The 22916-nt window shown below is 71.4% G+C and carries 23 protein-coding genes; 14 read left to right on the forward strand and 9 right to left on the reverse strand.

Features of this window, described 5'->3' with window-relative positions:
- Genes ccoS through A4W93_RS04090 form a run of 9 tightly spaced genes read left to right on the forward strand, consistent with a single transcriptional unit; the run spans window position 1 to window position 5983 of the window.
- On the forward strand, window positions 1–195 hold the full coding sequence (gene ccoS / locus A4W93_RS04050; protein ID WP_085749388.1) for a cbb3-type cytochrome oxidase assembly protein CcoS: 195 nt from the start codon (window positions 1–3) through the stop codon (window positions 193–195).
- Window positions 196–226: 31 nt separating this feature from the next.
- Window positions 227–1678, forward strand: a complete 1452-nt coding sequence (gene ccoN, locus A4W93_RS04055; protein ID WP_085749389.1) for a cytochrome-c oxidase, cbb3-type subunit I — start codon at window positions 227–229, stop codon at window positions 1676–1678.
- An 18-nt stretch (window positions 1679–1696) separates the two neighbouring features.
- On the forward strand, window positions 1697–2326 hold the full coding sequence (gene ccoO / locus A4W93_RS04060) for a cytochrome-c oxidase, cbb3-type subunit II (protein WP_085749390.1): 630 nt from the start codon (window positions 1697–1699) through the stop codon (window positions 2324–2326).
- An 11-nt stretch (window positions 2327–2337) separates the two neighbouring features.
- On the forward strand, window positions 2338–2493 hold the full coding sequence (locus tag A4W93_RS04065) for a cbb3-type cytochrome oxidase subunit 3 (RefSeq protein WP_085749391.1): 156 nt from the start codon (window positions 2338–2340) through the stop codon (window positions 2491–2493).
- Window positions 2490–3401, forward strand: coding sequence for a cytochrome-c oxidase, cbb3-type subunit III (gene ccoP / locus A4W93_RS04070; protein ID WP_085749392.1), 912 nt, complete (start codon window positions 2490–2492; stop codon window positions 3399–3401). The genes A4W93_RS04065 and ccoP overlap by 4 nt, the downstream gene beginning before the upstream one ends.
- Window position 3402: 1 nt before the next feature.
- Complete coding sequence (gene ccoG, locus A4W93_RS04075; RefSeq protein WP_085749393.1) at window positions 3403–4839, forward strand: cytochrome c oxidase accessory protein CcoG; 1437 nt, start codon at window positions 3403–3405, stop codon at window positions 4837–4839.
- Between the two features lie 13 nt (window positions 4840–4852).
- Window positions 4853–5074 (forward strand): hypothetical protein, encoded by a 222-nt coding sequence (locus A4W93_RS04080; RefSeq protein ID WP_085749394.1) that lies wholly within the window; start codon window positions 4853–4855, stop codon window positions 5072–5074.
- Window positions 5071–5319 (forward strand): hypothetical protein, encoded by a 249-nt coding sequence (locus A4W93_RS04085; protein ID WP_085749395.1) that lies wholly within the window; start codon window positions 5071–5073, stop codon window positions 5317–5319. Before A4W93_RS04080 ends, A4W93_RS04085 begins: the two co-directional genes overlap by 4 nt.
- A gap of 1 nt (window position 5320) precedes the next feature.
- Window positions 5321–5983, forward strand: coding sequence for a sulfite exporter TauE/SafE family protein (locus A4W93_RS04090; protein WP_085749396.1), 663 nt, complete (start codon window positions 5321–5323; stop codon window positions 5981–5983).
- A gap of 7 nt (window positions 5984–5990) precedes the next feature.
- Here the strand turns inward: A4W93_RS04090 and A4W93_RS04095 are convergent, their stop codons facing one another.
- Complete coding sequence (locus A4W93_RS04095; protein ID WP_085749397.1) at window positions 5991–6437, reverse strand: Rossmann-fold NAD(P)-binding domain-containing protein; 447 nt, start codon at window positions 6435–6437, stop codon at window positions 5991–5993.
- Window positions 6438–6622: 185 nt separating this feature from the next.
- Between A4W93_RS04095 and A4W93_RS04100 the strand changes: the two genes are divergently transcribed.
- Entirely contained in the window at window positions 6623–7369 is a 747-nt protein-coding gene (locus tag A4W93_RS04100) for a Crp/Fnr family transcriptional regulator (RefSeq protein WP_085749398.1), read from the forward strand.
- Here the strand turns inward: A4W93_RS04100 and A4W93_RS04105 are convergent.
- On the reverse strand, window positions 7363–9426 hold the full coding sequence (locus A4W93_RS04105) for a PAS domain S-box protein (protein ID WP_085749399.1): 2064 nt from the start codon (window positions 9424–9426) through the stop codon (window positions 7363–7365). The two genes, A4W93_RS04100 and A4W93_RS04105, sit on opposite strands and share 7 nt — an antisense overlap.
- A complete protein-coding gene (locus A4W93_RS04110) occupies window positions 9423–10148 on the reverse strand; it encodes a winged helix-turn-helix domain-containing protein (RefSeq protein ID WP_085749400.1) in 726 nt (241 codons plus the stop codon). Before A4W93_RS04110 ends, A4W93_RS04105 begins: the two co-directional genes overlap by 4 nt.
- Window positions 10149–10419: 271 nt before the next feature.
- On the opposite strand from A4W93_RS04110, the gene A4W93_RS04115 reads away from it, so the two are divergent.
- The gene (locus A4W93_RS04115) at window positions 10420–11961 is read left to right on the forward strand and encodes a glycoside hydrolase family 13 protein (protein WP_169726503.1); all 1542 of its coding nucleotides are present in this window, start codon (window positions 10420–10422) and stop codon (window positions 11959–11961) included.
- A gap of 16 nt (window positions 11962–11977) precedes the next feature.
- Here the strand turns inward: A4W93_RS04115 and A4W93_RS04120 are convergent, their stop codons facing one another.
- On the reverse strand, window positions 11978–12526 hold the full coding sequence (locus A4W93_RS04120; protein ID WP_085749402.1) for a glycine zipper 2TM domain-containing protein: 549 nt from the start codon (window positions 12524–12526) through the stop codon (window positions 11978–11980).
- Between the two features lie 133 nt (window positions 12527–12659).
- Entirely contained in the window at window positions 12660–13652 is a 993-nt protein-coding gene (locus A4W93_RS04125) for an NAD(P)H-binding protein (RefSeq protein WP_284291063.1), read from the reverse strand.
- Window positions 13653–13745: 93 nt separating this feature from the next.
- On the opposite strand from A4W93_RS04125, the gene A4W93_RS04130 reads away from it, so the two are divergent.
- Both A4W93_RS04130 and A4W93_RS04135 read left to right on the forward strand, forming a co-directional pair.
- Window positions 13746–14642 (forward strand): LysR family transcriptional regulator, encoded by an 897-nt coding sequence (locus tag A4W93_RS04130; protein ID WP_085749404.1) that lies wholly within the window; start codon window positions 13746–13748, stop codon window positions 14640–14642.
- Window positions 14643–14725: 83 nt separating this feature from the next.
- Window positions 14726–16111, forward strand: coding sequence for an MATE family efflux transporter (locus tag A4W93_RS04135; protein ID WP_085749405.1), 1386 nt, complete (start codon window positions 14726–14728; stop codon window positions 16109–16111).
- 1 nt (window position 16112) lies between these two features.
- Here the strand turns inward: A4W93_RS04135 and A4W93_RS04140 are convergent, their stop codons facing one another.
- Complete coding sequence (locus A4W93_RS04140) at window positions 16113–17072, reverse strand: LysR substrate-binding domain-containing protein (RefSeq protein WP_085749406.1); 960 nt, start codon at window positions 17070–17072, stop codon at window positions 16113–16115.
- A 95-nt stretch (window positions 17073–17167) separates the two neighbouring features.
- Between A4W93_RS04140 and A4W93_RS04145 the strand changes: the two genes are divergently transcribed.
- On the forward strand, window positions 17168–17527 hold the full coding sequence (locus tag A4W93_RS04145) for a DUF2917 domain-containing protein (protein ID WP_157782111.1): 360 nt from the start codon (window positions 17168–17170) through the stop codon (window positions 17525–17527).
- Window positions 17528–17534: 7 nt separating this feature from the next.
- On the opposite strand, the gene A4W93_RS04150 is transcribed toward A4W93_RS04145, so the two are convergent.
- The 3 genes from A4W93_RS04150 to A4W93_RS04160 form a co-directional block, all read right to left on the reverse strand.
- On the reverse strand, window positions 17535–18275 hold the full coding sequence (locus A4W93_RS04150) for an alpha/beta hydrolase family protein (RefSeq protein WP_085749408.1): 741 nt from the start codon (window positions 18273–18275) through the stop codon (window positions 17535–17537).
- Window positions 18276–18363: 88 nt separating this feature from the next.
- Window positions 18364–20595 carry a glycoside hydrolase family 3 N-terminal domain-containing protein gene (locus A4W93_RS04155; protein ID WP_085749409.1) on the reverse strand — a complete coding sequence of 744 codons (2232 nt, stop codon included), beginning with the start codon at window positions 20593–20595 and terminating at the stop codon, window positions 18364–18366.
- Between the two features lie 3 nt (window positions 20596–20598).
- Window positions 20599–22884 (reverse strand): hybrid sensor histidine kinase/response regulator, encoded by a 2286-nt coding sequence (locus A4W93_RS04160; RefSeq protein WP_085749410.1) that lies wholly within the window; start codon window positions 22882–22884, stop codon window positions 20599–20601.
- Between the last annotated feature and the right edge of the window lie 32 nt (window positions 22885–22916).

Raw genomic sequence — 22916 nt, forward strand, 5'->3', positions numbered from 1 at the left:
ATGGACACCCTCTACCTGCTGCTGCCGATGGCGGTGCTGCTCGTGCTCGGCCTCATCGGCCTCTTCGCCTGGGCGCTCGACGCCGGGCAGTTCGAAGACCTGGAACGCGAGGGCTGGCGTGCCATCGCCGAGGAGCCCGGATGCGACGCGCTTGATCCCGGTCAAGCCACGAATGAACCCGCGTTTCGACAATGAAAACCAGGATTGAAACGAGGACAAGTCCGCCATGAACGACGCGACGCATGCAGTGAACAAGGTCGGCCCGGTGCCGATCTACAACGACCGGGTGGTGCGCAATTTCACGCTCGCCGCGGTGTTCTGGGGGGTGGTGGGGATGCTGGTGGGCGTGGTGATCGCCGCGCAGCTGACCTGGCCCTCGCTCAACTTCGGCATCCCGTGGCTCAGCTACGGTCGGCTGCGCCCGCTGCACACGAACGCGGTGATCTTCGCGTTCGGCGGTTGCGCGCTGTTCGCGTCCAGCTACTACGTCGTGCAGCGCACCTGCCAGGCGCGCCTGTGGGGCGGCTGGCTCGGCGACTTCACGTTCTGGGGCTGGCAGCTCGTCATCGTGGCCGCGGCCATCTCGCTGCCGCTCGGCATGACGCAGGGCAAGGAATACGCCGAACTCGAATGGCCCATCGACCTGCTGATCGCGGTGGTGTGGGTGGCGTACGCGATCGCGTTCTTCGGGACGATCGGCGTGCGGAAGATCCGCCACATCTACGTGGCCAACTGGTTCTTCGGTGGCTTCATCCTCGCCGTCGCGCTGCTGCACATCGTCAACTCGGCGGCCATCCCCGTGAGCTTCACGAAGAGCTACTCGGCCTACGCCGGCGTGCAGGACGCGATGGTGCAGTGGTGGTACGGGCACAACGCCGTGGGCTTCTTCCTGACGGCGGGCTTCCTCGGGATGATGTACTACTTCATCCCGAAGCAGGCCGAGCGGCCGGTGTACTCGTACCGCCTGTCGATCGTGCACTTCTGGGCGCTGATCTTCACGTACATGTGGGCGGGCCCGCACCACCTGCACTACACCGCGCTGCCCGACTGGGCGCAGAGCATCGGCATGGTCTTCTCGCTGGTGCTGCTGGCCCCGAGCTGGGGCGGGATGATCAACGGGATCATGACCCTGAGCGGCGCCTGGCACAAGTTGCGGGACGACCCCATCCTGAAGTTCCTGATCGTCGCGCTGTCGTTCTACGGCATGGCCACGTTCGAGGGCCCGATGATGTCGATCAAGACCGTCAACGCCCTCAGCCACTACACCGACTGGACCGTGGGCCACGTGCACGCCGGCGCGCTCGGCTGGGTGGGCCTGATCTCGATGGGCACGCTGTACTACCTGACGCCGCGCATGTTCGGCAAGACGAAGATGTTCAGCGTGCCGGCCATCGAGCTGCACTTCTGGGTGGCCACCGTGGGCATCGTGCTCTACATCGCGGCGATGTGGATCGCCGGCGTCATGCAGGGCCTGATGTGGCGTGCGGTGAACCCGGACGGCACCCTCGTCTACACCTTCGTCGAAAGCGTCAAGGCCACCTTCCCGTTCTACGTGGTGCGCCTGTGCGGCGGCCTGCTGTACCTCGCCGGGATGCTGATCATGGCGTGGAACGTGGTGATGACCGCGCGCTCGCCGCGCTCCGTGGCGGCGCCGCAGCCCGTCGCCGTGCCCGCCTGATTCCACCGGACAACCACCATGGCATCCAACACCAAGAATCCAGGCTTCTTCAGCCACGAGAAGATCGAGACCAACAACCTGCTGATGATCGTGCTCATCGTGCTGGTGGTCGCGGTCGGCGGCATCGTCGAGATCGTGCCGCTGTTCTTCCAGCGTTCCACCACGCAGCCGGCCGAGGGCCTGAAGCCCTACACCGCGCTGCAGCTGGCCGGGCGCGACGTCTACCTGCGCGAGGGTTGCTACAACTGCCACTCGCAGATGATCCGCCCGTTCCGCGCCGAGACGCTGCGCTACGGCCACTTCTCCACCGCGGGCGAGTTCGTCTACGACCACCCGTTCCAGTGGGGCAGCAAGCGCACCGGACCCGACCTGCACCGCGTGGGCGGCAAGTACAGCGACGACTGGCACCGCATCCACCTGATCAACCCGCGCGACCTCGTGCCCGAGTCGAACATGCCGGCCTACCCCTGGCTCGAGAAGGCCAAGGTGGACCCGGCCGACATGGCACCGAAGCTGCGCGCGTTGCGCACCGTGGGCGTGCCGTACACCGACGCCGAGATCGCCGAGGCCGGCGCGGCCGTGAAGGACAAGACCGAGCTCGACGCGCTCGTCGCCTACCTGCAGGTGCTCGGCACCACCCTCAAGTGAAAGGTTTCCAGATGGACGTCAACGACCTCCGCATCGTGGTCACCGTGCTCTCGTTCCTGTGTTTCGCCGGGATCGTCGCGTGGGCCTGGTCGCGCCGCAACCGCGCCGAGCTCGAGGCCTGCGGGCAGATCCCCTTCCTGGCCGACCGCGAGGGCCCCCGCTCATGAGCGATTTCTTCAACCACGGCTGGTCCGTCTTCGTGGCCGCCGTCACGGTGGTCTCGCTGATCGCGTGCCTGTGGCTGCTCATCGTGGCCAGCCGGCGCGTGCCGATGGCCGACGACGGCAGCACCGGCCACGTGTGGGACGGCGACCTCAAGGAGATGAACAACCCGCTGCCGCGCTGGTGGGCGGTGCTGTTCGTCGTGACCGTGTTCGCCGGCGGTGGCTACCTCGCGATGTACCCGGGCCTCGGCAGCCACCCCGGCCAGCTGGGCTGGACCAGCGAACGCGAGTTCCAGGACGAGCAGGCCAAGGCCCGCGAGGCGATGGCGGCGCAGTACGCTCCCTTCAAGGGCCAGCCCGCGGAGGCGCTCGCGAAGGACACGACCGCGATGGGCATCGGCGAGCGCCTGTTCCTGAACAACTGCGCGGCCTGCCACGGCTCGGACGCGCGCGGCTCGAAGGGTTTCCCGGACCTGACCGACCGCGACTGGCTGTACGGCGGCACGCCCGCCATCATCGAGGAGACGATCCGCAAGGGCCGCCACGGCATGATGCCGCCCATGGCCGAGGCCATCGGCGGGGGCGCGAACGTGTCGAACGTCGCCAACTACGTGCTGAGCCTGTCGGGCAGCCCGCACGACTGGGTCAAGGCGATGGACGGCAAGGAGAAGTTCGCGGCCTGCGCGGCCTGCCACGGCGTGGGCGGCAAGGGCAACCCCGCGCTCGGCGCGCCCAACCTCACCGACAAGGTGTGGCTGCACGGCTGGGGCGAGCAGGCCATCACGCAGATCGTCACGCAGGGCAAGTCGAGCATGATGCCGGCGCACGAGAGCCGCCTGACCGACGAGCAGATCCACGTGCTGGCCGCCTACGTCTGGGGCCTGTCGAACGGGGCCGCCGCGGGCCGCTGACATGAAGGTGATCCCGATCGTGCCGGCGGCGGAGGAGGAGCCTCGGTCGATCTGGCTGTACGAGAAGCAGAAGAAGATCCACCCCCGGTCGGTGACCGGGCGGTTCGCGCGCTGGCGCTGGATCATGGTGTGGCTCACGCAGCTCGTGTTCTACGGGCTGCCGTGGCTCACCTGGAACGACCGCCCCGCGGTGCTGTTCGACCTCGACGCGCGCCGCTTCTACATCTTCGAGCTGGTGCTGCACCCGCAGGACTTCATCTTCCTGACGGCGCTGCTGATCATCAGCGCGTACGGCCTGTTCCTGTTCACCGCGGTGGCGGGGCGCCTGTGGTGCGGGTTCACGTGCCCGCAGACCGTCTACACCGAGATCTTCCTGTGGGTGGAGCGCCGCTTCGAGGGCGACCGCCTGGCCCGCATGCGGCTCGACGCCGCGCCGTGGTCGTGGAACAAGGCCTGGCGCAAGACGGGCAAGCAGGCCGCGTGGCTCGCCATCGGCCTGTGGACCGGCATCAGCTTCGTCGGCTACTTCACGCCCATCCGCGAACTCACCGGCGAGATCGCCTCGTTCGGCCTCGGCCCGTGGGAGTCGTTCTGGGTGCTGTTCTACGGCTTCGCGACCTACGGCAACGCGGGGTACCTGCGCGAGCAGGTGTGCCTCTACATGTGCCCCTACGCCCGCTTCCAGAGCGCGATGTTCGACCGCGACACGATGATCGTGTCGTACGACCCACAGCGCGGCGAGGCGCGCGGCTCGCGCAGCCGCAAGGCCGATCCGAAGGCGCTGGGCCTCGGCGACTGCATCGACTGCAGCCTGTGCGTGCAGGTGTGCCCGACCGGCATCGACATCCGCGACGGCCTGCAGTACCAGTGCATCAGCTGCGCGGCCTGCGTGGACGTGTGCGACGGCGTGATGGACAAGATGCAGTACCCGCGCGGGCTGATCCGCTTCGCCACCCAGAACGGGCTCGTGAACCGGTGGAGCCGCGCGCAGGTGCTGCGGCGTGTCTTCCGGCCGCGCGTGCTCGTGTACTCGGGCGTGCTGGTGCTGATCGCCGGCGCCTTCGTCACCAGCATGCTCCTGCGCAGCCCGTTCAAGGTGGACGTGGTGCGCGACCGGGGCGCGCTCGCGCGGCTGGTGGGCGACGGCCAGGTCGAGAACGTGTACCGGCTGCAGGTCATGAACGCCACCGAACGGGCGCAGCGCTACCGCGTCACGGTGGAGGGCCTCGACGGCGCGGTGATCAGCTCGGCCGACAGCCTCGACGTGGGTTCGGCCGACGCCCGCTGGCTGCCGGTGAGCGTGCGGGTGCCGTTCGAGACGGCGACGGCCCTCGGGCCCGGCGCCCACCCGCTGAAGTTCCGCATCGAGCGGCAGCACGACGGCGCCGACGCGGCCGCCACCGTGGTGGAGAAGTCGACGTTCGTCGTGCCGCGTTGAACCGGAGGTTTCCATGACGACATCCCCATCCGCCCATCCCGCCTGGTGGCGCCTGCCCATCGTGTGGCTCGTGATCGCGCTGCCGCTCGCCTCGGTGTTCGCCGGCTTCGGCATGCTGCGTCTCGCGTGGACCGACGCCGACGTGGTGCTGGCCGACCCGCCCCGCGTGTCGGCCACCGGCAACGAGGCCCCCGCGCTGAAGGCCCGCAACCACGCCGCCACGGGGGTGCGATGACCCGCCTCGCCGTGCAGATCCTGTGGCCGGCGTTCCTGATGGCTGGCGTGTTCGAGATGCTGCTGTTCGCGGTGGTGGACCCGGGCCAGCTGCAGTGGTTCGGCGGGCCGGTGATCGACTGGCCGAAGCAGGCCGTCTACAGCGTGACCTTCGTGCTGTGCTGGGGGACGACCTCGACGGCGAGTGCGCTCACCGTGCTGCTGCTGCGCGGGTCGGGTGTCATCAACCGGAACGACCCGTTCTGAGATGGCCGCGGTCGACGTCGCCCTGGTGACCGGCGCCGCGCTCATGGGCGTCGCCGGTGCGCCTCACTGCGCGGCGATGTGCGGCGGCGTGAGCGCCGCCGCGGTCGCACGGTGTGGCGGGCATTCGCGTGCGTTCCACGCCGGCCGTGTCGCCGCCTATGCGGCGGGCGGGGCGGTGGCGGCGTCGAGTGTCGGGGCGATCGCACAGTGGAGCGCGATGGCCCCGGCGCTGCGGCCGGTGTGGGCGATGGTGCAGGCCGCGGCGCTCGTGCTCGGGCTGTGGCTGCTGTGGACGGGGCGCCAGCCGGCGTGGATGGCGGCCTCGCGGGCGCCCACGCTGTCGCCCGCGCTCGCGGCGGGTGGCTGGCAGCCGGTCGCCGGGCCCCTGCGCGCGGGCGCCACGGGAGCCGCCTGGATCGCCTGGCCCTGCGGGCTGCTGCAGTCGGCGCTGGTGGCCTCGGGGCTCGCCTCGTCGGCGGCCGGGGGGGCGCTCGTGATGGGGGTGTTCGCGGTCGTCTCGTCCGTGGGGCTGTGGGGCGCGCACCGCGTCTTCGGGCGTTCGGACACCGCCTGGGCCGTGCGGGCCGCGGGGGCGATGCTCGCCGCGGCGGCGGGCTGGGCCCTGGGCCACGGGCTGTGGCAGCGGCTGCTGGCCCTGTGCTGAGCGGCCGTCAGGCCAGCGCCTGCATCACCAGCGCCTGCAGCAGCGTGTCGATGTCGGCCTCGTCGGGGGCCAGCGCCCGCGCGGCGTCGAGAGCCCCGTCCAGCAGCGGGCGGTCCACCCGGTCGTTCAGCTCGCGCACGATGCCGGGCGGCACGCCGTCGGTCAGCAGGCCATCGTAGAGGCGCCCGAGCAGGGCCAGGGTTTCCGGGAAGGCCGGGGTGTCCGCGGGCGGCAGGCTGCCGAGCTGGACCATGACCACCCGCGCCCCGAGCGCCTCGGTGGCGCGCACGAGCGTCAGCGCCGCTGGCGTGTCGGGTGACGGCGTCAGCAGCGCGACGTTCTTGCCCCGCAGCGGCCGCGGCGGGCTGCCCGCCAGGCCGGCGGCCCGCAGCTGCGACGCGGTGTCGAACAGCGCGGCGGCCAGGAGGGAAGGGCGGGGCAGGGTGGAATTCATCGGAGCCCCGAGCGTAGGGCGATGGGCGCCGGCGTCCTTGACGGGAGTCAAGCCGTCCCTGCGGGTTCCGTTTTGTCACCGTTCGTTTACACAGCGCGACGCAGCGTGACACGGTGTTCGTCGGCCGGTGTCGGGCGGAACCTAACCTGACGTCATTCCAGAAACACACCGCACCGGAGCCTCCCATGACCGCCCTCGCCGCCGCCTCGTCGTCCCATCCGCAGATCCGCCCCGCCGGGCTGCCGGCCACCGGAACGGGCGATCGCATCGCGGAGGCGCTGCAGCTGGTGCGCGGCACGCTGCCGATCACGCGGCGGGTCTGCCAGCCGGGCACGGCGATCTACGAGGCGGGCGAGGTGTTCCGTTCGCTGCACATCGTGCACGCCGGGGTCTTCAAGCTCGTGACGCGGTCGTCGGACGGCCGCGAGCAGGTCACCGGCCTGCAGTTCAAGGGCGACTGGCTCGGATTCGATGGCGTCGCCTCGGGCCGTCACGGCGCCGACGCCGTGGCCATCGACACCAGTGAGATCTGGACCGTGCGCTACGAGGACCTGCTGCGCGCCTGCGCCACCCAGCCCGCGCTGATGCACCTGATGCACGTGGCGATGAGCCGCGAGATGACGCGCGACCGCGACATGCTGCTGTCGATCTGCACGCTGCCCGCCGACGCCCGCGTGGCCGGCTTCCTGCAGCAATGGGCCTCGGCCCTCGCCGAGCGCGGCCTGCGCACCGACCAGATCACGCTGCGCATGACGCGCGCCGAGATCGGCAACTCGCTGGGCATGAAGCTCGAGACCGTGAGCCGCGCGCTGTCGCGCCTCGCCCGCGACGGCCTGATCGCGTTCTGCGGCACGGGCCGGCGCGACATCACGATCCCCGACGTCGACGCCCTCGGCGCCATCGCCGGGCGCCACGCCGCCACCCTTCAGTGAGGGGCGCTCGCGGCGAGCGCGCGCACGATCGCGTGGCGCAGCTCGTTGCGGGAATAGGGCTTGGCCAGCAGCTCCCATGACGCGGGCGCCGTCTCGCTGGTGTCGATGAGCGCCGCCGGATAGCCCGAGACCAGCAGCACGGCCAGCGCCGGATCCGCGAGGCGCGCCTCGCGGGCCAGCTCGGTGCCGCGCTGGCCGGCGCCGAGTTCGATGTCGGTCAGCAGCAGCTCGAACGCGCCGGGCTGGCCGAGCCGTACCAGGGCCTGTTCGGCCGTGGCACACGGCGTCACCTCGCACCCGAAGGCCTGCAGGAAACGCACGGCCACGGCGCGCACCTCCGGTTCGTCCTCCACCAGCAGCACCTTCAGGCCTGCCGGGATGGCGGTGTTCGCGACGACCAGCTCGGGTTCGGCGGGGCGGGCCAGGTCGGCGGGCAGGTACAGCGTGACAGTGGTGCCGACACCCGCCCCGCTGTCCAGGCCGATGGCCCCCTGCGACTGCTTCACGAAACCGTAGACCGTGCTCAGGCCGAGGCCCGTGCCGCGGCCCACTTCCTTCGTCGTGAAGAACGGCTCGAAGGCGCGTTCCTTGACGGCGTCGCTCATGCCGGCGCCGGTGTCGGTGATCGCGATGGCGACGAGCAGGCCGTCGGGGTCGTCGCGTTCGAACGGCACGGAGAGGTCGTCCGGGGGCGACGTGACGCCGCGGCACGTGAACGTGAGCTTGCCGCCGGACGGCATCGCGTCGCGCGCGTTGATCGCGATGTTGAGCAACGCGGACTCGAGCTGCACCGCGTCGGCGAGGCAGGCCGGCACGTCGGGGGGCACGTCCACGTCGATGCGGATGCGCGGGTCCATCGTGCGGCGGAGCATGTCGGCGAGCGACGTCACCATCGCCTGCACGTCGACGTGACTCGGGCTCAGCACCTGGCGCCGCGAGAAGGCGAGCAGCTTGCCGGTGAGCTCGGCCCCGCGCCGGCTCGCGCGGGTGGACGCGGCCACGAGGTGGCGCGCGTGGTCGTCGCCGGCCACGGCCGGCAGCTCCTCCAGCACCTGCAGGTTGCCCTGGATGACGGTGAGCAGGTTGTTGAAGTCGTGCGCGATGCCGCCGGTCAGCTGGCCCACGCTTTCCAGCCGCTGCGAGTGGCGCAGCTGCTCGTCGCTCTGCACGCGCTGGAGCGTGGCGGCGAGCAGGTTCGACAGCGAGACGAGGTAGTGCACCTCGTCCTCGCCGAACTGCTGCGGCGACCGCGCGCGCACGGTGAGCAGGCCCACGTCGCGGCCGCGGTCGGACAGCGGCACGCCCAGCGCGCTCACGAGGCCGGCCTCGAGGTAGGCGGACGGGACCTCGAAGCGCGTCTCGCGCCGGTAGTCGGGGACGACGACCGGGCCGCCCTGGGCCAGCACATAGCCAGGCGTGCTCGCCGGGTCGAACGGCAGGCGCTGGCCCACCGGCTCGCTGGGCAGCAGGCCGACGCCCGCGGCCACCATGAACTCCATGCGGTTCGGCTCCAGCAGGAACAGCACCGCGGTCTCGACCTGCAGCGCCTCGGCCGCCTCGGCGGGGATGCGCTGCAGCAGCACCTGCGGGTCGAGCGTGTCGACCGCGATGCGGCCGATGCGGGCGACCGATTCGCTGTAGCGCGCGCGGGCCAGCGCCTGCTGCACGCGCGGGTAGGCGCCGATGCCCCGGATGGCCGCGACGACGTACGGCAGGCCGTGGCCCTGCAGCGGGCTGAGGGCGATCTCGACCATCACCTCGCTGCCGTCCTTGCGCTTGGCCACGAGGTCCATCTGCGTGCCCATGGGCCGCGGCCGCGGCGCGGCGCCATAGGCCTGCCGGAACGCCGCGTGGCGTGGGCGGATGCTGTCGGGGACCAGTGCGTCGACCGGGTGGCCGTTCAGCTCGCCCGGGGCGTAGCCCAGCAGCGTGTCGGCCGCGGGGTTGCTGAGGCGGATGACCCCGGCGTCGTCGACGAGCAGCAGCGCGTCGGGGTAGGCGGCGAACAGCGACCGGTAAAGCGCCGGGTCGTTCGCGGGGTCGACCGGGGGCGTCATGCCGGCTCCACCGCCGGCACGAGCACGTAGCCGGCGCTGCGCACGGACTTGATGATCTGGGGCAGGTCGGCGTCGGCCTCGATCTTGCGGCGCAGGCGGCCGATCTGCACGTCGATCGTGCGGTCGAACGGACCGGCCGAACGGCCGCGGGTGTGCTCCAGCAGGAAGTCGCGCGAGAGCACGCGGCCCGCGTGGTGCACCAGCACGCGCAGCAGTTCGAACTCGCCGCTGGTGAGCACCACCGGGGCGCCGTCGGGGCTGCGCAGCTCGCGCGAGCGTTCGTCGAGGGTCCAGCCGGCGAAGCGCCAGCGGGTGCCGGGTTCGGCCGACGGTCGCGCGGCGGGCGGGGCCGGCGGGGTCATGCGGCGCAGCACGGCCTTGATGCGGGCGACCAGTTCGCGCAGGTCGAACGGCTTGGTCACGTAGTCGTCTGCACCCACCTCGAGGCCCACGACCTTGTCCACCGCGTCGCCGCGGCCGGTGACGATCACGAGGCCGCACTGCCAGTGCTCGCGCAGCTGGCGGGCGATCGCGAAGCCGTCCTCGCCGGGCAGACCGAGGTCGAGCAGCACGAGCGTGGGCGGGTCCGACGCCATCAGCCGCATCAGGTCGCCGCCGGTGTGCAGCGGCGTGACCCGGAAGCCGTGGCCGGTCAGGTAGCCGGTGAGCAGGCGGGTGATCTCGGGTTCGTCGTCGAGGACGGCCAGGTGCGTCGGGTCCAAGGGGCGTCAGGGGGTGGTGCTGCAGGGGATCCCGCAAGCGTACCGCGTTTGCGCGACGGGTCTCCCCGGGGCCAACGCCGCGCCGCCGCAAGGGGCTTGCGCCCCGTTCGCGTGACCGATTGCCCGGGGTGGCGCAGGATCACCCGGATGGGGGTGTGCCGGCGGTTCCTGGCTTCCGGTAAAGTTCGCGTCTTGATCGTTCAAGTAAAACCGGTTCCACAGAATGGGCCCGGTGGTGGATGATCCGGCTGTTTTTCCGAATTCCGACCTCATGTCCCACGCCAAACCTCAAGTCGTCTACCAGATCTTCCCCGAGCGTTTCGCGATCGGGCGGCCGCACGACAGCCGCTCGAAGCTCGCGTTGCCGGCGTACCAGAAGCCGGGCTATTCGCTGCGAGCCTGGCACGAGCCGGTGCTGCGCGAGCCGGGCTCGCGCGAGGCCGCGGCCGATCCGGGGCTGTCGTTCTACGGGGGAGACCTGCAGGGCGTGACGGACCACCTGGCCTACCTGCAGGACCTGGGCGCCACCACGCTGTACTTCACGCCCGTCTTCGAGGCGCCGTCGAACCACAAGTACGACGCGGTGAGCTTCGACCGCGTGGACCCGATGTTCGGCGGCGACGCCGCGTTCGCCACGCTGCTGTCGGCCACGCGCGAGCGTGGCATGGGCGTGGTGCTCGACGCCGCGCTGAACCACGTGAGCTTCAACCACCCGTGGTTCCTCGCGGCCCGCCGCGGCGAATCGCCGTACCGCGACTGGTTCACCTTCCTCGATCCGAAGTCCCACGCCGAGATCCACTCGCGCGACCCGGCCGTGCTGGCCGAGGCCGACTACCTCTGCTGGTGGGGCCACCGCTACATGGCCGAGCTGCGGCTCGACGCGCCGGGCCTGGAAGACCTGCTGTACCGTGCGCCGGGCAGCCTGCTGCGCCGCTTCCTCGACCAGGGCATCCAGGGCTGGCGCTTCGACACGGGCCAGGACATCGGCCTGCCCTTCGTGCAGCGCATGCGCGCCTCGCTGCAGGCGGCGTACCCGAAGGCCGAGTTGCTCGGCGAACTGATGAACTACGGTGGCGGCTGGGTCGGCGACGACCGCTTCACCGGCGTGATGAACTACTACCAGCGCTCGGCCGTGCTCGGGTGGCTCTCGGGCGACGTGGGCGCGCGGCAATCGAACGCCGCGCTGCGAGACGGCTACGTCGGGTGCGGGCACGAAGGATCGCTGTCGTCGTGGAACATGCTGGCGAGCCACGACACCCCGCGCCTCAAGCACCTGCTGCCCGATTGGGCGGACCGCCGCCTCGCGCTCGTCGCGCAGTTCACGCTGCCGGGCATCCCGGTCATCTACTACGGCGAGGAAAACGGCATGGATGGCGCGGGCGACCCCGACTGCCGCCGCCCGATGGAGTGGGACCCGTCGAAGTGGGACGGCACCACGCGCGAGTTCTACCGCATGCTGATCGCGCTGCGCCAGGGCAACCCCGCGCTGGGGCAGGGCCGCCTCACGGTGCTGGGCGACCGCCTCGACGGCACCGATGCACTCGTGTTCCTGCGCCACACCGGCCAGCCCGGCGAGACGGCGCTCGTGGTGCTGAACCGCGGCGACCGCGCGTTCGACGGCAGCCTGCTGCTGCCCGATCCGCACCTCTACAGCGGCCTGCGGCTGCGTGACGTGGTGGGCGACGGATCGGCCGAACTGCTGATGGGCGGGCAGACCCGCGTGAAGGTGCCCGCACGAACGGCTGCGGTGTTCCTCCCGGATGACCACCTGCCGAACTTCCGGTACTTCAAGCCCCGCAACCGCTGGGCCTGAAGCACCGCGGGAGCGGTCAGAGCTGGATGCGCGCGCCCACGGCCGGCGCCGTGTGCTGCGTGACGGTGCGGGTGGTGCCGTCGTCCAGACGCACGGTCACCTTGTAGACGGTGGTGGCGCGGGCCTGCTTCTCGATCTCGTGGCCGGCGAAACCACCGCCGACGGCGCCGAGCACCGTCATGGCCTTCTTGCCGTTGCCGCCGCCGACCTGGTTGCCCAGCACGCCGCCCACGACACCACCGGCCACGGCGCCGACGCCGGTGCCTTCACCCTTCTGTTTGACCGCCACGACTTTCTCGACCACGCCGCAGCTGCGGCATTCGGCGGCGTCTTCCTGCACGACCGGCTTGGTCGATGCATGGTTCTTCGCGGCCTTGGCCGCGGGGGCCACGGGCGCTTCGGCGACCACGGGTTCGGGCGCCGCCTGGTTCTTCACGAGCGCGGTGGACAGGGCGCCCCCGCCCACGGCCCCCAGCACGCCGACGATGCCGGCAATGGCCCACACGGGCAGCTTGCGGCGCGGGGCGGGCGTTTCAACATGCGAAGCAGCAACGACATCGGTCATTTCATTTCCCTCTTTTTCCTTCGTTCATCGGTGGCAGCGGCGTGTCGGCCGGTCTGCACCCACCTCCAACGCCGTCGCCAGACCCGGGGTTTACCCCGTGACGGATCGCACGATGTAACGAAGGGTTCGAGGTTCACGCGCGGGCAACCGACGTGCCCGGCGCCGCATCCAGGCATCCGAGGGCCTGCAGCGTCGTTCGGACGGCTTCATCCAGCGGCGTGTGCGGTTCGGCGCCGAGGAAGGCGACGAGGCGGCGGTTGTCGAGTTGCACCGGCTGTTGCCACAGGTAACGCAACTCCTGCATTTCGCGGAACACCGTGATGAACGGCGACATCAGTCGGTACAGCCACCAGGCCGGGCGTCCGATGGTCACGCCGGGACGGCCGGCCACGCGCACGATCGCGCGGGCCATGCCGTCGCCCGCCGCGTCCCAGTGGCCGGCCATGTGGAAGGTCTCGAATGCCGCAAGGTCGGCCTCGCGTTCGATCAACCTCACCATCGTCTCCGCGACGTCGGGCAGGTAGGCCCAGGCGTGGCCCACGTCGGGATCGTTGGGGTTGGTCACCGACGTCACGGGCCGGCCCGGCTTCACGAGCGCCTGCGAGAACCAGGCGTTGCCCGGGTCGGGGCCGAAGAAGTCGCCGGCACGCACGACGAGCGACCGCACGCCGGTGGTGGCCGCCCGTGCGAGGCGCTGTTCCATCTCGACGCGGATGCGGCCCTTGCGCGTGACGGGGTGCTGCGGCGAATCCTCGCGCAGCAGCGGGAATGCGTCGGGGCCGTGGTTGTAGACGTTGCCGGGGAGCACGATGCGCGCGCCGTGCGTGCGGGCCGCGGCGATCGTGTGGTCGAGCATCGGCAGCACGAGGCGGTGCCAGTCGCGGTAGCCGGGCGGGTTCACCGCGTGCACGATCACCGAGGCCCCACGCGCGGCGGTGGACACGTCGGCCGCGTCCATCGCATCGCCGCCCACCCATTCGACCGCGAGGCCGGGCCGGCGGGCCGCGGCGGCCACCGGGTCGCGGTGCAGTGCGCGCACGCGCCAGCCGCGCTGCAGCAGGGTGCGGGCCACCTGGCCGCCGATGCCGCCAGTGGCGCCGAGGACGAGGGCTGCGGGTCGGGTCATCATTCTCTCCAGTCGTTGTCGATGGGCAGACTGTCGGCGCGAGCGGCACGGCGCACAATTGCCCATCGCCGCATGGCCGCTATAGAAAATCGCATGGCCCTCCCCGAAGAACCGTCCTGGGACCTGTACCGCACGTTGCTGGCCGTGCTGGAGGAGGGCTCGCTTTCGGGCGCGGCCCGCCAGCTCGGCATGACCCAGCCCACGGTGGGCCGCCAGGTGGAGACGCTGGAGCGCCTGCTGGGCGTGCCGCTGTTCACCCGCTCGCAGCTGGGCCTCGCGCCCACCGACGCGGCCCGGGTGCTGCGGCCTCATGCCGAGCAGCTGCGCGCGGCGGCCGCGGCGCTGTCGCGTGCCGTCGGCGGGTCGGCCGACGAGGTGCGGGGCTCGGTGCGCATCACCGCCGCCGAGGTGATCGGCATCGAGGTGCTGCCGCCCATCCTCGCGTCGCTGCGCGACGCCCACCCCGGACTCGAACTGGAGCTGGTGCTGTCCGACCGCGTGCAGAACCTGCTGCAGCGCGAGGCCGACATCGCCGTGCGCATGGTGCAGCCCACGCAGGACGCGCTGGTGGTGAAACGGGTGGGCCGCATCGGCCTCGGCCTGCACGCGCGGGCCGACTACCTCGCGCGCCGCGGCACGCCGGCGACGATGGCCGACCTCGACGGCCACGCGCTGATCGGCTTCGACACCGAAGCCCCGTTCATCCGGCTGATGCAGGAAGACCTGCCCGTGCACCGCGGCATGTTCTCGCTGCGCACCGACAGCAACCTCGCCCAGCTCGCGGCCATCCGGGCCGGGTTCGGCATCGGCTTCTGCCAGAACGCGCTGGCGCGGCGCAGCGGCGACGTGGTGCGCGTGCTGGCCGACCACGTCGCGCTGCACCTCGAGACCTGCATCGTGATGCACGAGGACCTGCGCGACGTGCGGCGCTACCGGGTCGTGTTCGACGCGCTGGTGGAGGGCCTGTCCCGTCACGTGGACGTCACGTAAATAATCTTTACGCGATGCACGGCGCGTGACAGAATCGCGCTTCCGCATCCGGGGTGGATGCGGTTCCATCCCGCTCCCGCATCGTGAACGACACCACCCGCAAAGTCGCCATCCCCGGCCTGATCGCGCTCGCCTGGCCCATCTTCATCGAGCAGGCCCTGCACATCCTGACGGGTGTGGTCGACACCTTCATGGTCAGCCACGTGTCCGACGACGCGGTGGCCGCGCTCGGCACCGCGTGGCAGATCGTGGTGCTGTTCCTGATCGTGTTCAGCTTCTTCTCGATCGGTGCGTCGGTGGTCATCACCCACCACCTGGGCGCGAACGACCGCGAGGGCGCCGACCGCATCGCCGCCACGGCCGTGGGCACGAACACGTGGATCGGGCTGGTCGTGAGCCTGGCGGTTTGGTTCTTCGCCGAACCCATGCTGCGGCTGATGCAGCTGTCCGAGCCGCTGCTGGTGCACGCGGTGCCATTCCTGCACTGGATGGGCGGCACGCTGTTCCTCGAGGCCATGAACTTCGCGCTGTCGGCCGTGCTGCGCTCGCACGGCCACACGCGCGAGGTGATGATCGTCACGCTCGGCCAGAACCTGCTCAACTTCGCGGGCAACGCCGTGCTGCTGTTCGGGCTGTTCGGCGCGCCGAAGATGGGGGTGCTGGGGGTCGCGCTGTCCACGGTGTTCAGCCGCTTCGTCGCCTGCATCGCGCTGTGGATCCTGGTGGAGCACCACACGCACCTGAAGATCCGGATCAGCGACTTCCTGACGTTCCAGCGCGAGCGCCTGTCCCGCATCCTGCACATCGGCCTGCCGGCGGCCGGCGAGAACATCAGCTGGTGGGCCGCCTTCATGGTGATCACCGCGTTCACGGCCCGCATGGGCGACACCACGCTCGCCACGCAGTCGTACACGATGCAGATCGCGATGGTGATGATGCTGTGCAGCCTGTCCATCGGCCTGGCCACCGAGATCCTGATCGGCCGCCTCGTGGGCGCCGGCCGGTTCGAGGACGCCTACGCCGAGTGCATGCGCAGCCTGCGCATCGGCCTCGTGGTGACCATGGGCGTGGCCATCACGTTCGCGATCCTCGCGCCGTACATCCTCGGCCTGTTCACGAAGGACCCGGAGATCATCGCCACCGGCTCGATGCTGCTGCGCCTCGGCCTGCTGCTGGAACCCGCGCGTGCGTTCAACCTGATCGTCATCAACAGCCTGCGGGCCGCGGGCGACGCACGGTTCCCGCTGTACGCGGGGCTGCTGTCGCAGTGGTGCATCATGGCCTTCTGCGGCTGGCTGTTCGGCACGTTCTTCGGGCTGGGCCTCGTGGGCGTGTGGTGCGCGTTCCTGATCGACGAATGGCTGCGCGGCCTCGCGATGCTGCACCGCTGGCGCAAGCGCCGGTGGCTGAAGTACGCACTGCGCATGCGGGCCGAGGCGACGGCCGCGGCCCCGGCCACCGCGGCGTGATCTACAAGGAGGCCATGGCCGCGCGCGTGCGCGCCGCCTGGGCCTCGATCCATTCGCAAAAGCGCCGCGCGTCCTCGGACAGCTGCGCCGGCGCCGGCTTCACCAGCCAGTAGCCGAACGGCGAGGCCATGCGCCGGCCCGGGAACACCTCGACGAGTTCGCCGCGCACGGTGGCGTCGATGGTCATCGCGAGCCGCGCCATCGCGATGCCCTGGCCCGCGAGCGCGGCCTGCACCTGCTGGTGCGTGTAGTTGAAGAAGAGCCAGCGCCGCGGCTCCAGGTCGGGCTCGCCCTGCTCGGCCAGCCAGCGCTGCCAGCTGACGAACTCCTGGCTGCCGCGCGGGTTGTCCTCCTCCATCAGCGTGTGGCCCGCGAGGTCGCGCGGGTGCGTGAGCGGCGGGCCGGTGCGCTGGGCGCGTTCGAGCAGCAGCGGGCTCACCACCGGCGTCACGATCTCGTCGAACATGGGCACCGCATGCGGCGTGATCTGTTCGGGACGGCAGTAGCGCAGCGCGACGTCCACCTCGCCGCTGTCGTTGCCGTCGGGGTCGACGATGTTGTCGGTGGCGCTGACGCGGATGTCGATCTCCGGGTGGGCGTGCTGGAACTCCTCGAGCCGCGGGATCAGCCACAGCGTGGCGAACGACGCGAAGGTGCTGACACTCACCACCCGCCGGCCGCGCGCCTGGCGCACCTGCCGCACCGCGCCGTCGAGGCGTTCGAGGAACGGGTCCACCGCGCGCAGCAGCATGTGGCCGGCCTGCGTGAGTTCCACCTTGCGCGTGCCGCGCAGGAACACGACCGCGCCGAGGTCGTCCTCCAGGGCCTGGATCTGCCGGCTGATGGCCGACTGCGTCAGGAACAGTTCGTCGGCCGCGGCCCGGAAACTCAGGTGCCGGGCGACGGCCTCGAACGCACGGACGGGCCCCACCCCGAGCGGCCGGCGGCGTACGTTATTCATGAGCAGAACGAGATAATCGGGTGCGGGCAACTCATTGGACGCATCAGGGGCTCCCCTCTAAGCTTCGCTTCATTCCAGTGTAGATGGAGAAAGTCATGAGCGGACAACTGATGAGCAGGACGCAATCTCGGCGCGACGCCCTGTGGACGCTCGCCCCCGGCGAAGCGCTGCGCCTGACCGTGGGCCCCGGCCCCCGCCAGCTGCGGGTGGTGGAGGGGTGGCTGTGGTTGACGACCGAGGGCACGCGCGAGCAGCCGGCCGAGGACGTCTGGCTGCTGCCGGGCGAACCGATGGAACTGCCCGCCGGCAGCGAGTGGGTGGTGGAAGCCCGGGCGACGGGCCGATTCCAGCTGCTGGTGCCGCCGCAGCCCCGTCCGTGGCGGGCGTGGCAGGCACGCATCACGTGGTGGCTGCGCGGCTTCCGCCCGGCGCCGCCCCGCGGGCTGCGCGCCTGAGCGCCGCTCAGGCGTCGCGCGCCACGTAGCGCCGCCAGGCGCCCTCGGGCTGCGACAGCCGGTCGGCCACCACCGACAGCACCTTCGGGTTCCACGGCAGGCCCATGTGGCTGCCGTCCACCTCGACGTTCTCGGCCATGCGGCCCCGCTGCAGCACGCAGGCCTGCCAGGCCACCACGCCGTCGCTGCGGCTGTAGACCGACGTGGTGGGCACGCCGGGCGTGGTGCGCAGCCGGGCGGACAGCTCGGCGTCCACCGACGGCGCCTGGCCGTTCATCGTGTGGTACAGCCAGCCGACGTTGGTCTCGTGGCCCGAGCCGGCGAAGGGCGTGCCGAGCGTGACCACCTGGCGCACGGCGCCGGGCACGATCTTCGCGATCTCGCGAGCGTAGATGCCGCCCAGGCTCCAGCCCACGAGGCTGGCGCGCCGTCCATGTTCGCTGGAGACGGATTCGACGTGGCGGGCCAGGCCGCCCAGCCATTCGTCGATGTGCCCCTGGGGGCCCGTGTTGAACCCCAGTTCCCAGTCGAACACCGCGTAGCCCAGCCTCTCGCAGCAGTCGCGCAGCGGCGCGATGGCCCGCCGGTCGGTGGCGAGTCCGGGGAAAAAGACGACCGGGTGGCCGTCGCCGGCCTGCAGCCGCGACCGGTCCATCAGGTGCATGCCGGCGAACTCGAAGGCCGCGCGCAGCGGTTCCATGCCCAGCAGGCCGAGTGAAGGCGGGAAGGGCAGGAAGGCGGTGCTCATGGGGGGTCCTCTCCGTGATGATCGTTCTGTCTGCATGATGCGGTGGCACCGCGACGGCTCGCAATGCCTCCGACGGATGATTCGCCGGTCAGCGTTCGCCTACGTGATGCAACGTAGGGCCCTCCAGCATGAATCCTGCCTGCTGTCCCGCGCCCGCCGATGGTGCGATCCAGATGTCGAAGGCGCCCGGTTCGGCCACCCACTGGCCTTCGGGCCCGATGAAACGCAGGTCGCTGCGGTCGAGGCGGAACGTGATGGTGGCGGACGCGCCCGCGGCCAGCGGCACGCGGCGGAACGCCTTCAGCTCGCGCACCGGACGGGTGACCGATGCCACGCGGTCGTGCACGTACAGCTGCACCGTTTCGACCGTGTCGCGCGCCCCGCGGTTCGTGATGCGCGCGGTGACGGTGAGCACGCCGTTCCACGGCAGGCGGGCCGGGCTCACCGACACGTCCTCGTAGACGACGTCGCCGTAGCCGAGGCCGTGGCCGAAGGGGTAGAGCGGTGTGTGGGGCGAGTCGAGGTAACGGGTGGTGTAGAACGCCTCGGGCCGGGACGGCACGACGGGGCGCCCGGTGGGCTTGTGCGCGTAGTGGTACGGCACCTGCCCGGACTCGCGCGGGAAGCTGACCGGCAGGCGGCCGGTGGGGCCCGTGTCGCCGAACAGCACGTCGGCCACCGCGTGGCCGGTTTCGCTGCCGAGGAACCAGGTGACGGCGACGGCCTGCGCGTCGCGCACGGCGCCCTGCAGCGCGAGCGCGCGGCCGGTGCGCAACAGCACCACCACCGGCTTGCCGGTGGCGGCCACGGCCTCGGCCAGGGCCTGCTGCGCGGGCGGCAGGCCGATGCCGGTGCGCGAGCGGGCCTCGCCCGACTGCGCCTCGGTTTCACCCAGCGCGAGCAGCACCACGTCGGCGCGCCGCGCCGCCGCGACGGCCGGCGCGATGTCGGTGCCCGGCACCACGAGCAGGTCGGACGGCCGCGCCATCGCCGCGCGCAGGCCCTCGGCCAGGCCCACCGGCGGGCGCGGGCCGGGGAACAGCGTCCAGGGGCCGTTCAGGTCGGCGGGGCCGCCCGTGAATGGGCCGACGAGCGCGATGCGCCGGCCGACCTTCGGCAGCGGCAGCAGCGCGCCGTCGTTCTTCAGCAGCACGATGGACCGGGCGGCGGCCTCGCGGGCGAGGGCGCGGTGCTCGGGCCAGTCCGTGCGCTCGGGCGCGTCGAGCCCGCGCATCGGGTCGTCGAACAGGCCCAGCCGCTGCTTGAGCCGCAGCACCCGCCGCACCGCGTCGTCGAGCCGGGCCAGGGGCACCTCGCCCGAGGCCACCAGCGCGGGCAGGTGGTCGCGGTACAGCCCGCTCTGCATGCTGATGTCGGTGCCGGCGAGGAAAGACAGGCGCGTGGCCTCGCGCGCGTCGGCGGCCACGCCGTGGGCGATGAGTTCCTCGTCGGCGGTGTAGTCGGACACCACCACGCCCGGGAACTTCCATTCGCCGCGCAGCACCTGGCCCAGCAGCCAGGGGTTCGCGTTCGACGGCACGCCGGCGATCTCGTTGAAGGAGGTCATCACAGCGAGCGCGCCCGCGTCGAGGCCGGCCTCGAACGGCGGCAGGTACACCTCGCGCAGCGTGCGTTCGGACAGGTCCACCGTGTTGTAGTCGAGGCCGCCCTCGGCCGCGCCGTAGGCCGCGAAGTGCTTGACGGTGGCGGCCATCGCATCGGGTCGCGACAGGTCCGCGCCCTGGAAGCCGCGCACGCGCGCGGCCGCGAAGCGGCGGCCGAGGAACACGTCCTCCCCCGCGCCTTCGACGCCGCGGCCCCAGCGGGCGTCGCGGGCGATGTCGACCATGGGGGCGAAGGTCCAGCGGAAACCGTCGGCCGCGGCCTCGACCGCGGCAGCGCGGGCCGTGCGTTCGGCGAGGTCGGGGTCCCAGCTGGCGGCCTCGGCCAGCGGCACCGGGAACGTCGTTCGGAAGCCGTGGATCACGTCGGCCGCGAACAGCAGCGGGATGCCCAGGCGCGACTCGGTCACCGCGATGCGCTGCGCCTCACGCTTGCCCGCGAGGCCCTGGCCGTTGAAGAAGCCGGTGATGCGGCCGGCGCGCAGGTCGGCCCGCTGTTCCTCCGCACTCGGCTGCCGGGTCTCGGGGTTGGCGATCGTGCCCGCGGCGACGGGGGCGAACAGGCTCAGCTGGCCCACCTTCTCCTCGACGGTCATGCGGGCGAGCAACGTCTCCACGAAGTCCGTGGGGGCCGGCGCGGCGGAGACGAGGGTGCACGCGAGCACCGGCAACGCGAACAGCAGGCCGCGCCGCCGCATGGGTCAGGCGGAACGCCGGTGTTCGGCGATGGCCTCGGCCAGCAGCCGTGCGATGTCGTCGATGGCGTACGGCTTGGCGATGGTGCGCACGGGCAGGTCGGTGGTGTCGAGCACGGCGGCGTAGCCGCTGACGAGGATCACCGGCAGGCCGGGGCGCTGGCGCTGCAGCGCGTGCACGAGGTCGACACCGCTCATGCCGCCGGGCATCACGACGTCGGACAGCACGGCGTCGATGTCCTGGCGCGATGCCGCGATGGCGAGCGCGTCGGGGCCGCTGGAGGCCACGAGGATCGAGAAGCCGCAGTCTTCGAGCGCCTGCGCGGTGAGGCCGCGCACGAGGGCGTCGTCCTCCACGAGCAGCACCGTGCCGCTGCGCGTGGGCACCGGCGTGGCGAGTGGCGTGGCCGTGGCCACCGAGGGGACGGCGTTCGAGGCCGGCAGGAACAGCGTCACGGTGGTGCCGCGGCCCATCTCGCTGCGCACGGTGGCGAGGCCGCCGGTCTGCACCGCGAAGGCGTACACCTGCGCGAGGCCGAGGCCGGTGCCTTCGCCCACCGCCTTGGTGGTGAAGAACGGTTCGAACACGCGCGGCAGCAGGTCGGAGGCGATGCCGTGGCCCGAGTCGGTCACGCCCACGGCGACGTAGTCACCGCCGCGCAGGCCGGGGATCTCGTTGTCGTTGACCCGCCGGTTGAACGCCCGCACGGTGATGGTGCCGCCGCCTCGCCCCTTCATGGCATCGCGGGCGTTCAGCACGAGGTTCAGCACGGCCAGCTCGAACTGCACGGGGTCGAGCAGCACCGGCGAGGTGTTGTCGCCGGGATCGAGTTCGACGGTGACCCCTTCGCGCACCGCACCGCGCACCAGGTCGGCCAGGCCGTCGAACTGGCGGGCGAGGTCGACGACCTCGCGGTGGCCGGGCTGGGCCCGCCCGAAGCTCATCAGCTGGCGCGTGAGCTTCACCGCCTTGCCGATGGCGCGTTCGCACGCGCCGAGCGCCTTGGTGGCACGCGGGTCGGAGGCGAGCTTGCCGGCGAGCTGCACGCCCGAGGACATGGTCTGCAGCAGGTTGTTGAAGTCGTGCGCGATGCCGCCCGTCAGGCGCCCGAGCGCCTCGAGCTTCTGCGTGGCGAGTGCCACGCGCTGCGCGCGTTCGGCCTCGGCCACGGCGGACTTCACGCGCCGCTGCAGGTTGGCCTCGTTGTCGCGCAGCTCGCGGCTGGCGGTGGCGAGCAGTTGCTGCACCACGTCGGTCTCGGCGAGGCCCGTGGGCTTGGGCCGCACGACGTTGCCGGCGCCGAGCGCTTCGGCGTCGGACTGCAGCAGCGCGACCGGGCCCTCGATGGAGCGGCCGAGCCACACCGCGGCCAGTGCGGCCAGGCCCCACATGGCCGCGGAGATCAGGAGCATGGTGCGCAGGGCTTCCAGCGCCGGGCGGCTGAGTTCGTCGCGCGGCACGCCGATCAGCACGGACCAGCCCGAGTCGGGGGCGCGGCTGAAGACGGTGAACACCTTGGTGCCGTCGAGCGTGACGGTCTCGTGCACGCCTCGGGTGTCGAGTCGCAGGCGCTCGAGCATGTCGGGGGTGGCCGAGCGGCCGATCATCTTGTCGGCATCGGCGCTGCGCGCGAGCACGCGGCCCTTGGCGTCGACCAGCGTGCCGGTCCAGCCGGCGGGAAGCTGCTGCTGGTCGAAGATGCGCTGCAGCTGCGAGGCCACGCTGGCCATCGACACGTGCATGCGCACCTGGCCGTCGCGCATCACCGGGATCCACACCAGGAAACTCTGCTGGCGCGTCACGGGCGACATGTACAGATCGGAGACGATCGGCCGGCTGTCGATCCGGCCGAGGTCGGGCGGGGCCGGGACGGGCGCCTGCGGCACCGACAGCAGCGAAAACGGCGCCCGCGTGTTGATGAGCGTGCGGCCCGAGAGGTCGGTGAGCATCACCGCGTTGTCGGCCCCGGGCGAGACGGCACGGGCCTGCTCGTAGAACGCGCGCAGGTCTTCCCGGTCGAGCGCGGGGGACACGGCCAGGGTCTTCAGGACACCGGCGCGGTACGCCACCTCGCGGTCGGCCACGAGGCTCAGCGCGCGGGCCGTTTCGGACGCGGCCGACGTGAGCGACTTGCGCGCCTCGACGTGGATGGTGTACGCCGCGAAGAGCGAGATGCCGCTCGTGGGCAGCAGCACGCCGAGGGTCAGCAGCATCAGGCGACGACGCACCGAGGGCGATCGGCTGCGGAGTGGCGCCATGGGGAAGGCGCTGTCGGTGGCCGGGGCTTGCATGGACCGATTCTAGGAGCAGGACCAAGCCGGAC

This window comes from Piscinibacter gummiphilus, from assembly GCF_002116905.1.
In the GTDB taxonomy this organism is placed as follows: domain Bacteria; phylum Pseudomonadota; class Gammaproteobacteria; order Burkholderiales; family Burkholderiaceae_C; genus Rhizobacter; species Rhizobacter gummiphilus.